Origin of the sequence: Bradyrhizobium sp. BR 1433 (assembly GCF_051547665.1) — a bacterium.
Taxonomy (GTDB): Bacteria; Pseudomonadota; Alphaproteobacteria; order Rhizobiales; family Xanthobacteraceae; genus Bradyrhizobium; species Bradyrhizobium australafricanum.
The window spans coordinates 5,448,782-5,463,603 of record NZ_JBPUGG010000001.1 but is presented as its reverse complement, the minus strand read 5'-3'; the positions used below and the strand labels follow the sequence as shown (position 1 = coordinate 5,463,603).

The window sequence follows — 14,822 nt, the reverse complement described above, 5'->3', positions numbered from 1 at the left end:
CTTCGAGGCTCGCTCCGCTCGCACCTCAGGGTGACGGTGGCGGATTTGCGCTTGCCGCAGAGCGCTAGACTAAAACGCCGTCCCCGCCCGCTTCGGCTTCTTCTCCTCCAGCTCGGCCTCGCGCGGGACGGCGACGATGCGCAGCGCGGTGATGCGGTTGCGCTCGCGGCGGAGCACGCGGAACCGGAAGCCGTGGAAGGTGAAGCTCTGGCCGCGCTCCGGGATCGAGCGCGCCTCGTGGATCACGAGGCCGGCGACCGTGGTCGCCTCCTCGTCCGGCAGGCGCCAGTCCATCGCACGGTTGAGATCGCGGATCGGCACCGAGCCGTCGACCACCACCGAGCCGTCGGGCTGCGCCCGCACGCCGGCGACGACGACGTCATGCTCGTCGGAGATGTCGCCGACGATCTCCTCCAGAATGTCCTCCAGCGTCACCATGCCTTCGACCTCGCCATACTCGTCGACCACGAGGGCGAAGTGGGTCTTGCGGCGGCGGAACGCCTTCAGCTGTTCGGAGACCGGGCGCATCTCCGGCACGAACCAGGGCGGCAGCGCGATCGCCGACGCGTCGATCGCGGACATGTCGCCCTCGTTGGCGCGCATCGCGCGCAGCAGATCCTTGGCGTGGAGCACGCCGACGATGTTCTCCGGCTTCTCCCGCCACAGCGGGATGCGGGTGTATTCGCTCGCCAGCACCTCGCGCACCAGCTCCTCGGGCGGCAGGTCGGCGTTGACCATGGTCATCTCGGTGCGATGGACCATGACGTCGGAGACCTGCAGCTCGCTGAGATCCAGCAACCCGCCGAGCATGTCGCGGTCCTGCTTCTCGACCTTGCCCTCGTGATGCAACAGATCGACCGCACCGCGCAGACGTTCGGTCGGCGACAGCACCGCCTGGTGAGCCCCGACCTTGATGCCGAGCAGCTTCATCAGCGCCAGCACGATGGTCTCGATGATGGTGAGCAGCGGCCCCAGCACGAAGATCGTCAGCCGCATCGGCCGCGCGACCAAAAGCGAGATGCGGTCTGGCGCGTTGATCGCGATGGTCTTGGGCAGCACCTCGGCGAACACCACCACCATCACGGTCATGACCGCGGTGGCATAGAGTACGCCGACGTCGCCGAACCAGGCGGTGAACACGCCGGTCGCCAGCGCCGAGGCGCCGATATTGGCGATGTTGTTGCCGAGCAGCAGCGCGCCGATCATGCGCTCGCGCATGTTGAACAGCTTCGACACCACACCGGCATCGGTGTTGCCCTGCTTCGACAGCCGCAGCATGCTGGCGCGCGAGGCGCCCGTCAGCGCCGTCTCACTCGCCGCGAAGAACGCCGAGATGAACAGGCAGAGCAGCACGATCGAGAAGGTGAACCATCCCACTGAAATGATCCGTGGCTAGAGCATGATCCGGAAGAGTGTGCAGCGGTTTTCCGAAAAGATCATGCTCAAATCAAAAAGATAGAGCGGGATGACGATCCGAAGGAGAGTCATCCCGGTCTAGGCCTTCAGCTTGGCTTGCAGGAAGTCGCGCACCAGCTGCGGCTCGACATTGTTGGCGATCACGGCGCGGCCGACGGCCTCCAGCAGGATGAAGGTGAGCTTGCCGCGCTTGACCTTCTTGTCCTGCGCCATCAGCGCCAGGAGCGCGTCGGCGTCGGCAAGGCCTTCCTGCGCGAAGCCTGCGATATCCTGCAGGCGCGTCGGCAATCCGACCGCGGACAGATGACGCGCGATGCGCCCCGCATCGTCGGACGAAATCATGCCGAGCTGCACCGAGAACTCCGCGGCGAGCACCATGCCGACCGAGACGCCCTCGCCGTGGAACAGCCGGTCGGAGAAGCCGGTCGCGGCTTCCAGCGCATGGCCGAAGGTATGGCCGAGATTGAGCAGCGCCCGCTCGCCGGTCTCGCGCTCGTCGCGCGAGACGACGCCTGCCTTGGCGCGGCAGGAGGTTGCGATCGCGTGCTCGCGCCCGGCGCCGCCGGCGAAGATGTCGGTGTGGTTCTTCTCGAGCCAGGCGAAGAAGGCCTCGTCGCCGAGGATGCCGTATTTCGCGACCTCGGCGTAGCCGGCGCGGAACTGGCGCGGCGACAGCGTGTCGAGCACCGAGGTGTCGGCGATGACCAGCACCGGCTGGTGGAATGCGCCGATCAGGTTCTTGCCCTGCGGCGAGTTGATGCCGGTCTTGCCGCCAACGGAGGAATTGACCTGCGCCAGCAGCGAGGTCGGCACCTGCACGAAATCGACGCCGCGGCGCAGGATCGCGGCCGCGAAGCCGGCGAGATCGCCGACCACGCCGCCGCCGAGCGCGATGACGAGGTCATTGCGCTCGATCTTCGCCGCGATCAGCGCCTCGCTGACCTCAGTCAGCGTGGCATAGCTCTTCGAGCCCTCGCCCTCCTCGACGACGATCCGCGACGTCGGCACGCCGGCGGCGGCAAGCGATGCCTCGGTCGGCTCCAGCCAGTGCTTGGCGACGGTGCGGTCGGTGACGATGGCGGTACGCACGCCGGGCCGCAGCGCCGCGACACGCTCGCCGAGCGACTGCAGCACGTCGCGGCCGATGACGATATCATAGGCGCGGTCGCCGAGCGCGACGTCGACGGTAACGGAGGCGGAATGTTTCAAGGGCGCAGTCATGAGGTCGCGTTCAATCCATCACAGGTGGTTGCTCGTCGGCCGGACGCGCACCACACAGATGCGCATGCAGGGCCTCGAGGCATTCGTCGACGATGCGGTCGTGCGGCACGTCGCGCGAGGCAATCGTCAAATCGGCGGTGCCGTAGACCGGCTCGCGCTCGCTGAGCAGGCGGTTGACGGTCGCCTCCGGGTCGGGGGTGTGCAACAGCGGACGATCGGCGCGGCGGCGCACCCGGCGCATGATGATATCACTGTCGGCCTTGAGCCAGATCGAGATCGCGCGGTCGCGGATCCGGTTGCGGGTCTCCTCGCGCATGAAGGCGCCGCCGCCGGTCGCCAGCACGACCGGGCCATTGCCGAGGATGCGGGCGATCACCCGCGCCTCACCGTCGCGGAAATACGGCTCGCCCTTGCTCTCGAAGATCTCCGGGATCGTCATGTCCGCCGCCGCCTCGATCTCGGTGTCGGCATCGGTGAACGGCAGCTTGAGTCGTGCCGCCACCCGCCGGCCGATGGTCGACTTGCCGGCCCCCATCATGCCGACCAGCACGATCGACCGCGTCCCCAGCGCGGCCGCGATGTCAGCCTCCAGGGTCGGGTGGGTGGGCGCCGGTACGGCTGCGTCGGACATCAAAAAGCTCGGATATTGGGACGAATTGTTCAGAATTCGAGCCACCTATACTACCCCCGGCGACACCCTTACCAGCGACTCTTGCAACCGCGCGGGGAACATGTTGGATGATTTCATTGGTTAATTCGCCGCCCGAGTCGCCTCCATGCCCAGCCTGTTCCGCTTCCTGACGGTCGTCGCCGTGATTTTCGGGATCGGCTACGGCATCGTCTTCGCGCTGGCGAATTTCGTGCACCCGAAACCGCGGGAAATGACGGTGACCATCCCACCGGATAAGTTCCTCAAGAAATAGACGCTATGATTTCGGCATGCCCGCTGCTGCCAAAAATCCCGCCAAGACCCTCGCCAAGTCCTCCGACGCCAGACTGACCGCGTTGTTCCTCGACATGCTCGCCGCGGAACAGGGCGCCGGCGCCAACACGCTCGACGCCTACCGGCGCGACCTCACCGATTTCTCCGACTACCTCGCCCATGCCGGCGCCGATTTCACCAGCGCCGACACCGAGACGCTGCGTGGCTACCTCGCCGACCTCGATGTCAGAGGCTTCAAGTCGACCAGCGTGGCGCGGCGGCTGTCGGCGATGCGGCATCTCTACCGTTTCCTGCTCAATGAGCGGGTCCGCACCGACGATCCGGCCGCGATCCTGTCCGGCCCGAAGCGCGGCCGTGGCCTGCCCAAGGTGCTGTCGATTGCGGACGTCGACCGCATGCTGACCCGGGCCAAGGAGCTGATCCAGACCGACGTCTCGCCGGCGCAGCGGCTGCGCGCGCTGCGGCTCTACTGCCTGCTCGAGGTGCTCTACGCCACCGGCCTGCGCGTCTCCGAGCTGGTGTCGCTGCCGGTCTCGGCGGCGCGGCGCGATGCGCGGATGATCGTGGTGCGCGGCAAGGGCAACAAGGAGCGGCTGGTGCCGCTGAACGACGCCTCGCGCCAGGCGATGGCAGACTATCTCGCAGCGCTGGAGGTGATGCAGCCGAAGGCGAAGAAGGCCGCGCCGGCGAAATGGCTGTTTCCGTCCTCCGGCGAGAGCGGCCATCTGACCCGGCAGCATTTCGCCCGCGATCTGAAGGAGCTCGCGAGCGCCTCCGGCCTTGCGCCGCGGTTGGTCTCCCCGCACGTGCTGCGTCATGCGTTTGCCAGCCATCTGCTGCACAATGGCGCGGACCTGCGCATCGTGCAGACCCTGCTCGGCCACACCGACATCTCGACCACCCAGATCTACACCCATGTGGTCGAGGAGCGGCTGAAGAGCCTGGTCCGCGACCTGCACCCGTTGGCGGAGAAGTCCTAGGGATCCGTAGATGGGGTAACGGGCCGGCCGCCCGCTCGCTACGGCGCAATTTGGAAGCGCGCTCGCGAGCGGCCTGTTGGTTGGAAGGCGGTCGTCCCTCAAGCTGATGGTGTCGAAACGGAGTCGGGCAAGCCCGCTCCAAGCATCATTAAGGGACGACCATGTACCACTATGCAGGAATTGATGTGTCTTTGGAATGCTCGAGCGTTTGCCTTGTCGATGGGACAGGCAAGATTTTGCGCGAGACGAAGGTTGCGAGCGAGCCGGAGGCGCTGATCGCCTGGTTCCGGTCGCTGGGTCTGGTACTGGAACGGATCGGGCTGGAGGCAGGCCCGCTGTCACAATGGCTTTACGCAGCGATCCGGGACGCAGGGCTTGCGGTTGAGCTGCTGGAAACGCGGCACGTTCGGGAAGCCTTCAAGTCGATGCCAGTGAAGACGGATCGCAACGATGCCCGCCGGATCGCGCAGTTGATGCGGCTCGGCTGGTTCCGACCGGTGCACTGCAAGTCGGTCGCGGCGCAGGAGACCCGCGCCATCCTGACGGCGCGCAAGCTGCTGCAATCCAAGCTCCGCGATGTCGAGAACAGCCTGCGCGGCGTGCTCCGCGGCTTTGGCCTGAAGGTCGGCACGACCACCGAGCGCAGCTTCGCCGAACGCATCCGGGAACTCGTGACCGGCCATCCCGGACTGGAGTTGGTCGCGGCGGCGCTGCTCCAGGCCCATGCGGTGCTGCTGCGGGAGTTCAAGAGCCTGGACAAGCACACCCAGAAGCTCGCCAGGACGCATCCATCCGCCAAGCTCCTGATGACAACGCCGTCCGTTGGTCCGATCGTGGCGCTCACCTATGCCGCGGCGATCGACGACCCGCAGCGCTTCCGCTCCTCGAAGGCCACGGGAGCCCACTTTGGGCTCACCCCGAAGAAGTACCAATCCGGCGAGACCGATTACACCGGCCGCATCAGCAAGATCGGCGATGCGTCCGTGCGCGAGGCACTCTACCAGGCGGCTCACGTCATGCTGACCAAGCCGGTCAGAAATTGCTCGGCGCTGAAGAGCTGGGCGATGCGGATCGCCAGGCGCGCAGGCATGCGCAAGGCCAAGGTAGCGCTCGCGCGCAAACTCGCCGTTCTGGGCGGGCCACGACACCAGGCTCTCCCCGAGCGAGGTCCCTAGCCGGGACGATGGATCCGGTCAGGCCGCCATCCGGGAAGTGGCTCACAACCACGCTTCCGTAGATTGGCCGGCCGGCTCCTCAAATGCACCCCATCAGGCGACGGCCACCGCGCCGATCCCGTACAGAAGCAAGTGCCCGGCGACTGGATCACGCAAAAAGGGATTGACTAACCAAGGCCCGTTACAGAAGCCCGGATGAAGCGCAGCGAAATCCGGGATCGGTCTCACCGCGGACGCAGTCTCCCCGGATTACGCTTCGCTTCATCCGGGCTACGCGCGTGGAGACCTCGATACCTTCATCTGATCCGCCTTGACTTCCGCTTCGTCTCCGCAGAAAGAGCGTCACCTGCTTGCGATCCCGAAGCGTGCATTCCACCCGAATGCGCGTTAACCGTTTGAAGTTACAAAGCTTCTCTTTCCGACGCCGAAACCGCTTCGCCCCTCGCACCGATCTTCCCTATATTGAGTTGATGCCCGACCCGATGCGCAGCTATCCCGACTTCGAAAAACCTGTCGCCGAGCTTGAATCCAGATCGACGAGTTGCGCACGCTTGCCGCGAGCGGCAGCGACATCGGCGACGAGGTCGCGCGGATCGAGGACAAGGCGGCGCAGGCGCTCACCGAGCTCTATTCCAATCTGACGCCGTGGCAGAAGACGCTGGTGGCGCGGCATCCGCAGCGACCGCACTTCACCGATTTCATCGGCGGCCTGATCACCGAATTCACGCCGATGGCCGGCGACCGCAAATTCGCCGACGACGAGGCCCTGGTCGGCGGCTTCGGCCGCTTCCGCGGCGAGAGCATCTGTGTGGTCGGCCAGGAGAAGGGCGCCACCACCGAGAGCCGCATCAAGCACAATTTCGGCATGGCGCGCCCCGAAGGCTACCGCAAGGCGGTGCGCCTGATGGAAATGGCCGACCGGTTCGGCATCCCGGTGCTGTCGATCGTCGATTCCGCCGGCGCCTATCCCGGCATCGGCGCCGAGGAACGCGGCCAGGCCGAGGCGATCGCGCGCTCGACCGACGCCTGCCTGTCGCTCGGTGTGCCCAATGTCGCGATCGTCACCGGCGAAGGCATGTCGGGCGGCGCCATCGCCATCACCACGGCGAACCGCGTCCTGATGATGGAGCACGCGATCTACAGCGTGATCTCGCCGGAGGCGGCATCCTCGATCCTGTGGCGCGACGGCACCAAGGCGCAGGAAGCCGCCAACAGCATGAAGATCACCGCCCAGGACATGCTGCGCTTCGGCGTGATCGACCAGATACTGAAGGAGCCCTCCGGCGGCGCTCATCGCGACCCGGGCGCGATGATCGCGACCACGGGCGATGCCATCGCCCAGGCGCTCAACGACCTACGAAATCTTGATCCGGACGCGATTCGCAAACAGCGGCGCCAGAAGTTTCTCGATATCGGCCGCAAGCTCGGCTGAGGCGCCCAAACCGCCCGATTTTTCGCCCGAAATCGACCAATTTTGCCGTAATCGGGCCCCGAGCCGGGTTTTTAACATTCCTTGAACCATGCCTGCTACCGTGAGGGCTGTCCGCCCCGGTTCAGGTTGCGAGCAGGGGTCGTCGAAGGCTAATATTTTACACAATGGCTTCAGGGCATATTCGCCGTGTTGGGGTCGCGAAAATCGCCCGGTGGGTGTGGAGCTCGGACTTGACTCATCGCACGCTCGTACGCGCGCTTCTGACCTCGGCGGTCCTCGCCGCAGGCGTCATGCTCGCCGGTTGTGACAGCGACCAGATCTCGCTCGCGCAGAACGCCAAGGCCAACCAGCCGGTCCCGCCAAAGCTCGTCGCTGCCATGACCGAAAAGGACATGGACATGCAGTCGCCGATCCTGGTGCGGCTGTTCAAGCAGGAGGCCGAGCTCGAGGTCTGGAAGCAAAACCGCTCCGGCCAGTTCGCGCTGCTCAAGACCTATCCGATCTGCCGCTGGTCGGGCGACCTCGGTCCGAAGGTCCGCGAAGGCGACCGCCAGGCGCCCGAAGGGTTCTATTCGATCAACCCGAGCCAGATGAACCCGCAATCGGCCTATTACCTGTCGTTCAACACCGGCTATCCCAACGCCTTCGACAAGGCGCTCGGCCGCACCGGCTCGCAGCTGATGGTGCACGGCGATTGCTCCTCGCGCGGCTGCTACGCGATGACGGACGAGCAGATCGCAGAGATCTACTCGCTCGGCCGCGAATCCTTCTTCGGCGGCCAGAAGGCGTTCCAGCTGCAGGCCTATCCGTTCCGGATGACGCCGGTGAACATGGCCAAGCACCGCAACAATCCGAACATGCCTTTCTGGAAGATGATCAAGGAAGGCTACGATCATTTCGAGGTGACGAAGCAGGAGCCGAAGGTCGACTTCTGCGAGAAGAAGTACGTGTTCGACGCGGTGAAGGCGCCGGGCGCGACACGCGATCCGGTGTTCGACGCCTCCGCGAAGTGCCCGGCCTATGTGATCCCCGAGGAGATCGCGAGCGCCGTGCACGAGAAGGAGCAGAAGGACGCCGCCGAGACCGCCAAGCTGGTATCCAAGGGCACGCCCGTTGCGCGCCTCAACACCGGCATCGACGGCGGCATGAACGCGATCTTCGCCTCGAAGATTCCGGAAGGAAACACCGGCCTCTCCGAAGGCGGCGACAGCCAGGCGCTGGCATCGATGTCGCTGGCACGCGCGCCCGGCACGATCCCCGGTACGGTCAATCCGCCGAAGCCCAATCTCGCGGTCCAGCAGGAAGAGCCGGTCGTGGCGACGACGTCGTCCACCGCATCGTCAGCCGGCACCCGCGTTGCCTCGGCGAACCCGTCCGACAAATCCGCCTCTGACAAATCCGCCTCTGACAAGTCCGAAGGCTTCTTCTCCAGCTTTGCCCGCAAGGTCGGGATCGGCGGCACCGCCGACGCCAGCAAGACGACCGCGCCGGCTCCGGCCGCTGCCGCACCAGCCAAGCCGAAGGTCGCCGAGGCCAAGCCGCAATCGGTGGTTCGCGTCGCCCCCAAGGCTGAGCCGAAGCAGGCCGCCAAGCCCGCGCCGAAGCCGGCAGTGACCACGGCCGCAGCCGCCGCACCGGCCCCGTCGTCGTCGACCCAACTCGCCGGCTCCGCGCCTGTCGTGCAGACCAACTCGTTCGACACCCGCTTCTCGGCGGTGAAGTAGGCGCAGCGCGTCTGCGCGAAGACAGCTCGCTGCCGCTCGTCGCAATGCCGCTGTAGCGCAAACTATTTCCAGCCGTCGTCCCTGCGAAAGCAGGGACCCATAACCACCGAACTTGATCGTGAATGGGATCGTGGCCGCAGCGTCGCGCAACAACTCTCATTTGGGGTAATGGGTCCCGGCCTTCGCCAGGACGACACTGAATGTGTGGCGCGGTCTGTGAGTTACACCACAATGTTCTCGCGACATGATTTGTCCGAGCTTTGCTCTTCGTTCCGCCCTCTCCGTTGGCAGAGCGCGCAGGGAGGCCGGGCGCCGATCGCACTCAAGGCGCCGCACCGCCAGCTCGCGGCTTCAAACGCCACGCTCCGTCACGTCGCATGCGCGTTGGCAGGCGACGGGTTACATTCCGTGGCTTTCGAAAACCTTCTTGCAGCTTCGGCTCAGGCTGGCCCGCTTCATCTGAAGACAGTTCTGCACGGCACCGTCATTGCCGAGGTCCTTCCGGCAGAAGCGTTGTGCATCGCGCGTGCACGCGCTCTGTTCCGATGGCGTACCGGAATGCTGCGCCAACGCGACACCGCTGCTCATCACGGCAGCAGCAACAAGAGCTGCAATCGAAATATAGCGCATTGTGACTTCCTCCCGCGGCCTAACGGGCAGCGGGGGCCCATCGTTCCTTTGGGAACCCGGATTCCATCCTACTTCGGCCGCGGGTCCTCAAGCCCCTTGCCGGGATCTTCCAGATGCCCGGTGCGCGCGAGGTCGACGGCGGCGCCGAGCGCCAGCGCGACATTGCGCACCTGTTCCTGGAAGGCCTTGTCTTCGTCGAGATCGCGATGCGACGTCGCATAGGGCTTCATGTAGCCGACATAGCCGTCGATCTCCGCCCTGCCGCCTGCCGCGATCAACTCCATGTCGGTGAGCCAGTCCGCAAGAAAGCGGCGGCATGTTTCCGCACCGACGCTGTCGCCGTGGACCACGATACCGAAATGCCGGCCGCGCAAATGCTTGGGGTATGGCCAGCCTTTGAGTTCGAGCGCCTTGGCTTCGCTTGCGGTCTTGCCATGGGTTGAGGTCGGATCGGGATTGCCGCCATCGGCGCAGACCAGGCGATCGATCATCGCCTTGAGTCCGGTCGGCGTCTGGTACCAGTTGACCGGCGAGATGATCATGATGCCGTGCGCGCGCACCCACATCGGATAGATCTCGTTCATCCAGTCGTCGGTTTGCCCGAGCGAGTAGTTCGGATAGCAGCTGCACGGCCAGTGGCAGAGCGCCATCGAGGTGGAGACGCAGGACTTGCAGGGGTGAATCTCCCTGCCGAACTCGGAGGTCAGCCGCGACAGATCGAGCACATCGACCGCGAGGCCCATCTCGCGAAAGGCGGCCTCGGCGATCTCGACCAAGCGCCAGCTTTTCGACATCTCGCCGGGACACGTATGTTCGCTGCGCGAGGAGCCGTTGATCAGCAGGATATGCGGCGCTTCGTTTGGATCGTCGTGCCGGCGCTGCGCTTCATCGATGGCATCGCGCGCGGACAGCCAATCGACCGCGAGATCATAGTCGGGATCGGCGAAACCGGGGCCGGCCTTGCGGGTAACCGGCGCCTTGCGCGAATGACGATAGGCATCCCAGGCGCCGGCGATGATCGTCGCGAGCTCCGTCTGCATGGATTGAAAGACCGGATCGGCAAATCGCTTCCGGTAGCGCCGCTCGAATTCATCGCGCGAAAGCTTGACCGGCGGCATCCCCTTGCGAACGTCCGGCTCCGTCATCGACACCTCTCCCTGACCACAATTCATCGCCCGCCCTGCATCCCCATTGGCGCGCGAAGCCTTCTGGATTGAGCCTTGGGATCGGGTCGAGACGGGCAAGAGTTCAAGAGCATCGATCTGCATTTGGTTCCTTGCACGCCGGTTAGGACCCATGCGGCGGCTGGCGCGTTGGATGGGAACCTGACCATGCATACGACAGCCAGAGTTCAAGCACGCCGCCAGCGAGGCGCCCCCTTCCCGATCACCATTCGCCCGACCGCGGCGGACGCCATGATCGCGCGTGCGATCGCCCGCAACACCGCACCTGCGCCGGAAGAGATCGCCCGCACACTGACCTGGGGCGCTGACGAAAAGGTCCTGCTTGTGCTCGCCGCCGCAGGCTGGCTCGCCTCACGCGGGCGCGGCGCCTCGCTCGAGCGCGCCGGCAATCACGCGCTGCTGGTGACGGTCGCAGCATCGCTGCTGCCGCATGGCCTGAAGTTGCTGTTCAACCAGACTCGCCCGGATCGCCTGACCGTGGCCGGCCATGCCAACGGCATCCCGATCTCTGGCAAGCGCGACGACGCCTTCCCATCCGGCCACGCGCTGCATATGGGCGCGCTGGCGTCGGCGGCCGCGACATTGCCCGCCGGCGCGCGCCGCCCAATCCAGGCACTCGCGGTCGGCCTCTCGCTGACGCGCATTGTAGTGCTCGCACACTGGACGAGCGACGTGATCGCGGGATTCGGGCTCGGAGCACTTCTCGAGCGGCTGCTGCGATTGTGGACCGGCTATCCCGGTGACGATCCACCGCGGGGCAAGGCGCGATGAGCGAATATGTCATCCGCTTTCTCGTGGGCGGGGCCGTGGTGTCGGCCTTCGCGATGCTGGGTGACGTGCTGCGTCCGAAGAGCTTCGCCGGGCTGTTCGGCGCGGCGCCGTCGGTTGCGCTCGCCACTCTCGGCATCGCCGTGTACCAGCACGGCGCCGACTATGCCGGTCTGCAGAGCCGCGCGATGATGGCCGGCGCCGTTGCGCTGGCCGTCTATAGCTTCGCGGTCTGCCAACTGCTGATTCGCGCGAGGCTCCGCGCCGCCCCCGCCACCTTGCTGGCGCTTGTCGTCTGGCTCGCGATCGTCTTCGGCTTGCTGGGCGTTGCCGGAGGACAGGCATGACACCGGTCCGCGTCTCACTGTCCTCGCTCAGGGAAAGCCGCTGGACCGAATATCTGATCCGCTTCGTGCTCGGTGGCGGCGCCACCGTCCTGACCGGCCTGATCAGCAGCACTTGCGGCGCCTATGTCGGCGGCGCCTTTCTTGCACTCCCCGCCATCTTCTGCGCCAGCGCCACCCTCATCGAGAAGCATGAAATCCGCCGCAAGCGGAACGCCGGCCTCGACGGCACGTGGCGCGGGCAGCAGGCCGCGGCGCTCGATGCGGCGGGCGCTGCGCTCGGCGCGGTCGGCATGCTGGCATTTGCCGTCGTCTTCCTGCTGACGGTCGATCGCAGCATCCCGGCCGCCTTCATCGCCGCATCGCTGGCCTGGCTGATCTGCTCGGTCGCGGCCTGGTATGTGCGTCGCGAGATGCGATCGGCACGGCGGACGCGGACGCCGCGAGACGGCGTGATCGGCCGCAAGGCCGACCGTCTGCCGCATTGAAGCCTGCTACGGCGCCAGATAGCGCAGCAGTTCCGGATCGCTCCGCACCTCGCTCGCGCCGCCCTGCAGCGCGACGCGGCCGCGGTCCAGCACATAGGCATAGTCGGCGACGCGCAGCGCGAGGTCGAGATGCTGCTCGACGATCACGACCGAGATGCTCTTCGCAAGCTCGATCAGCCGCTCGGTGATCTCCTCGATCACGCCGATCCAGACGCCTTCGGTTGGCTCGTCCAAGAGCAGCAGCTTTGGATTGCCGAGCATGGCGCGGCCGATCGCCAGCATCTTGCGCTCGCCGCCGGACAGCGTGCCGGCCGGCTGGTCGAGCCGCTGGCCGAGTTTCGGGAAGATGGCCAGCACGCGATCGACCGCGCTGGCATCCGGATTGAACAGCGACCCGACCGCGAGGTTGTCGCGCACCGACAGGCGGGCGAACACCGAATGCTCCTGCGGCACATAGCCGATGCCGGAGCGCACCCGCTCCTCGGTGCGGCGGCGGGTGATGTCGCGGCCGTCGAAGAACAACTCGCCCTGCGAGCTTGCGAGCTCGCCGACGATGGTCTTCATCAGCGTGGTCTTGCCGGCGCCGTTGCGGCCGAGCACGGCGACGCCGCCGCGCCAGGGGATGCCGATGTTGACATCGAACAGGACCTGGCTGCGGCCATAACCGGCATCGAGATGCCGGATATCGAGGAAGGTTTGCTCAGGCACGGCGAAGATAGATCTCCTGGACGCTTTTGTTGGCCTGGATTTCCGCGACCGTTCCCGAGGCCAGCACCTTGCCCTGGTCGAGCACGGTGAGGCGGTCGCAGATGTCGCGGATGAAATCGAGGTCGTGTTCGACGATGACGAGCGAGCAATGCTGCTTGATCGGCTGCAACAGCTCGCCGGTGACGCGGCGCTCCTCGAGGCTCATGCCGCCGGTCGGCTCGTCCAGCAGCAACAGCCGTGGCTTGCCGGCGAGCGCCATCGCGATCTCGAGCCATTGCTGCTGGCCGTGCGACAGCGCCGCGGCGGCATCATGCGCGCGATCGGCGAGCCGGAACTGGGTCAGCATCGTCATCACCTGGTCGTGCAGGCTCTTGCGGGTGCGCGACAGCACCAGGTCGAACAGCGAGCAGTGCGCCTGCAGCGCCAGCAGGATGTTGTCGTACAGCGTCAGCGTCGGCAGCACCGAGGTGATCTGGAACTTCAGGCTCATGCCGGCGCGAGCGCGCTCGGTCGGCGTGAACGCCGTGATGTCGGTGTTGACGAAGGAGACCTTGCCCGTGGTCGGCACCTCGGCGCCGGCGACGCATTTCATCAGCGTGCTCTTCCCCGAGCCGTTGGGGCCGATCAGGCCGTGAAACTCGTTCTCGCCGACGGTCAGCGCTGCACCGTCGAGCGCGGTCAGCTTGCCGAACACCTTGCTGATGCCTTGCGCCTCAAGGAGCGGCATTGCCGGTCTCCTTCGGGGCTTTGCCGAAACTGCCGACCCGTTCGCGCTCGCCGAGCACGAAGGAGATCAGCCCGAGCGGCCGGAACATGATGACGAGCAGCAGCAGCACGCCGAGGATGATCGGCCAGACGTCGCGGTAATTGTCCGACAGCCAGAAGCTGACGCCCTCGATGATCACGGTGCCGATCACGGCGCCGATCAACGTGCCGGAGCCGCCGAACAAGACGTAGAGCACGACCTGGGTCGAGAACACGACGCCCAGCATGTTGGGCCAGACGAAGCCCTCGTGGAAGGCATAGAGGCTGCCGGCGAGACCGGCGATGGTGCCGCCGACCGCGAAGATGATCGCCTTCAGATGCTGCGCCTTGTAGCCGAAGAAGGCGATGCGCTGCTCGTTCTCGCGCAGGCCGGCGAGCGCGAGACCAAATTGCGAGCGGACCAGGAAGCGGCAGAGCAGATAAACGACCACGAGGATGCCGAGCACCATGTAGTAGTAGATCGGCCCCTCCTCGAACTCGTAGCTGCCGAGGGTGAGCGGCGGGATCGACGGGATGCCGTTCTGGCCGCCGAGATAGTACCAGCCGCGCGCCAGCCGGTCCGCGGCATAGGAGCCGGTCAGGGTGCCTAGCGAGACGAAGATCACGCTCGAGGGATAACGCCCGAGCAGCAGGAAGCCGCCGAGCAGCAGCGACGCGGTGAGCCCGATCAGCGTGCCGGCGGGCAGGATCAGGAGGATCGAGGTGACGTTGAGATCGCGTGCCAAGAGCGCCACGCCGTAGCCGGCGGCGCCGAAGAACAGCGCCTGGCCGAAGCTCATGATGCCGGCATAGCCCCACACCAGGTCGAACGACAGCGCGAACAGCGCGAGGATCACCACGCGGGTGGCGAACACCGTGAGATAATCCTGCAGCACCCATGGCAGGACCAGTGCGATCAACAGCACCAGCCCCTCCACGATCGGCAGGACCTTCCATCCTGCCGATGCCCGTCCCGCCGGCGCGCTTGCGGCCGGTGCACCCTCGCCCGTCACGACATCTGGTTCCTCACCGACGCGTGCGACAGCCTCTCTTGCTCCAACCATT

15 protein-coding genes and 1 pseudogene are annotated in these 14,822 nt (G+C 65.9%); 8 read left to right on the top strand and 8 right to left on the bottom strand.

The window, feature by feature from the left end; genetic code table 11:
• Positions 1 to 69 precede the first annotated feature (69 nt).
• From ACSKB9_RS26310 to ACSKB9_RS26300, 3 genes are all read right to left on the bottom strand, one after another.
• Positions 70 to 1,377: an HlyC/CorC family transporter gene (locus tag ACSKB9_RS26310; protein WP_438076736.1), complete on the bottom strand. Its 1,308-nt coding sequence runs from the start codon at positions 1,375 to 1,377 to the stop codon at positions 70 to 72.
• 117 nt (positions 1,378 to 1,494) lie between these two features.
• Positions 1,495 to 2,637: a 3-dehydroquinate synthase gene (gene aroB, locus ACSKB9_RS26305; protein ID WP_438076734.1), complete on the bottom strand. Its 1,143-nt coding sequence runs from the start codon at positions 2,635 to 2,637 to the stop codon at positions 1,495 to 1,497.
• A 10-nt stretch (positions 2,638 to 2,647) separates the two neighbouring features.
• Entirely contained in the window at positions 2,648 to 3,268 is a 621-nt protein-coding gene (locus ACSKB9_RS26300; RefSeq protein WP_076824827.1) for a shikimate kinase, read from the bottom strand.
• 145 nt (positions 3,269 to 3,413) lie between these two features.
• On the opposite strand from ACSKB9_RS26300, the gene ACSKB9_RS26295 reads away from it, so the two are divergent.
• From ACSKB9_RS26295 to ACSKB9_RS26275, 5 genes and pseudogenes are all read left to right on the top strand, one after another.
• Complete coding sequence (locus ACSKB9_RS26295; protein ID WP_016843561.1) at positions 3,414 to 3,560, top strand: hypothetical protein; 147 nt, start codon at positions 3,414 to 3,416, stop codon at positions 3,558 to 3,560.
• 16 nt (positions 3,561 to 3,576) lie between these two features.
• Positions 3,577 to 4,560 (top strand): site-specific tyrosine recombinase XerD, encoded by a 984-nt coding sequence (gene xerD, locus ACSKB9_RS26290; protein ID WP_438076732.1) that lies wholly within the window; start codon positions 3,577 to 3,579, stop codon positions 4,558 to 4,560.
• Between the two features lie 161 nt (positions 4,561 to 4,721).
• The gene (locus ACSKB9_RS26285; RefSeq protein WP_438076730.1) at positions 4,722 to 5,735 is read left to right on the top strand and encodes an IS110 family transposase; all 1,014 of its coding nucleotides are present in this window, start codon (positions 4,722 to 4,724) and stop codon (positions 5,733 to 5,735) included.
• Between the two features lie 470 nt (positions 5,736 to 6,205).
• Positions 6,206 to 7,167, top strand: a pseudogene (locus tag ACSKB9_RS26280) (acetyl-CoA carboxylase carboxyltransferase subunit alpha).
• Positions 7,168 to 7,397: 230 nt separating this feature from the next.
• A complete protein-coding gene (locus tag ACSKB9_RS26275) occupies positions 7,398 to 8,891 on the top strand; it encodes a L,D-transpeptidase family protein (protein ID WP_438076728.1) in 1,494 nt (497 codons plus the stop codon).
• Positions 8,892 to 9,290: 399 nt separating this feature from the next.
• On the opposite strand, the gene ACSKB9_RS26270 is transcribed toward ACSKB9_RS26275, so the two are convergent.
• Together ACSKB9_RS26270 and ACSKB9_RS26265 are read right to left on the bottom strand one after the other, a co-directional pair.
• Positions 9,291 to 9,521, bottom strand: a complete 231-nt coding sequence (locus tag ACSKB9_RS26270) for a hypothetical protein (protein WP_225162725.1) — start codon at positions 9,519 to 9,521, stop codon at positions 9,291 to 9,293.
• A 68-nt stretch (positions 9,522 to 9,589) separates the two neighbouring features.
• Entirely contained in the window at positions 9,590 to 10,666 is a 1,077-nt protein-coding gene (locus ACSKB9_RS26265; protein ID WP_438076726.1) for a flavodoxin family protein, read from the bottom strand.
• 186 nt (positions 10,667 to 10,852) lie between these two features.
• Between ACSKB9_RS26265 and ACSKB9_RS26260 the strand changes: the two genes are divergently transcribed.
• From ACSKB9_RS26260 to ACSKB9_RS26250, 3 genes are read left to right on the top strand one after another with little or no spacing between them, the layout of a single operon-like run.
• Positions 10,853 to 11,476 carry a phosphatase PAP2 family protein gene (locus ACSKB9_RS26260; protein WP_438076724.1) on the top strand — a complete coding sequence of 208 codons (624 nt, stop codon included), beginning with the start codon at positions 10,853 to 10,855 and terminating at the stop codon, positions 11,474 to 11,476.
• Positions 11,473 to 11,820 carry a DUF3147 family protein gene (locus ACSKB9_RS26255; RefSeq protein ID WP_438076722.1) on the top strand — a complete coding sequence of 116 codons (348 nt, stop codon included), beginning with the start codon at positions 11,473 to 11,475 and terminating at the stop codon, positions 11,818 to 11,820. Before ACSKB9_RS26260 ends, ACSKB9_RS26255 begins: the two co-directional genes overlap by 4 nt.
• Positions 11,817 to 12,305 (top strand): DUF3147 family protein, encoded by a 489-nt coding sequence (locus tag ACSKB9_RS26250; protein ID WP_438076720.1) that lies wholly within the window; start codon positions 11,817 to 11,819, stop codon positions 12,303 to 12,305. Before ACSKB9_RS26255 ends, ACSKB9_RS26250 begins: the two co-directional genes overlap by 4 nt.
• Positions 12,306 to 12,311: 6 nt before the next feature.
• On the opposite strand, the gene ACSKB9_RS26245 is transcribed toward ACSKB9_RS26250, so the two are convergent.
• The 3 genes from ACSKB9_RS26245 to ACSKB9_RS26235 are packed head-to-tail and all read right to left on the bottom strand — an operon-like array spanning position 12,312 to position 14,821.
• On the bottom strand, positions 12,312 to 13,013 hold the full coding sequence (locus ACSKB9_RS26245) for a branched-chain amino acid ABC transporter ATP-binding protein (protein ID WP_038387036.1): 702 nt from the start codon (positions 13,011 to 13,013) through the stop codon (positions 12,312 to 12,314).
• Complete coding sequence (locus ACSKB9_RS26240) at positions 13,006 to 13,740, bottom strand: ABC transporter ATP-binding protein (RefSeq protein ID WP_092083122.1); 735 nt, start codon at positions 13,738 to 13,740, stop codon at positions 13,006 to 13,008. Before ACSKB9_RS26240 ends, ACSKB9_RS26245 begins: the two co-directional genes overlap by 8 nt.
• Positions 13,727 to 14,821: a branched-chain amino acid ABC transporter permease gene (locus ACSKB9_RS26235; protein ID WP_246668343.1), complete on the bottom strand. Its 1,095-nt coding sequence runs from the start codon at positions 14,819 to 14,821 to the stop codon at positions 13,727 to 13,729. The genes ACSKB9_RS26240 and ACSKB9_RS26235 overlap by 14 nt, the downstream gene beginning before the upstream one ends.
• Position 14,822: the final 1 nt, after the last annotated feature.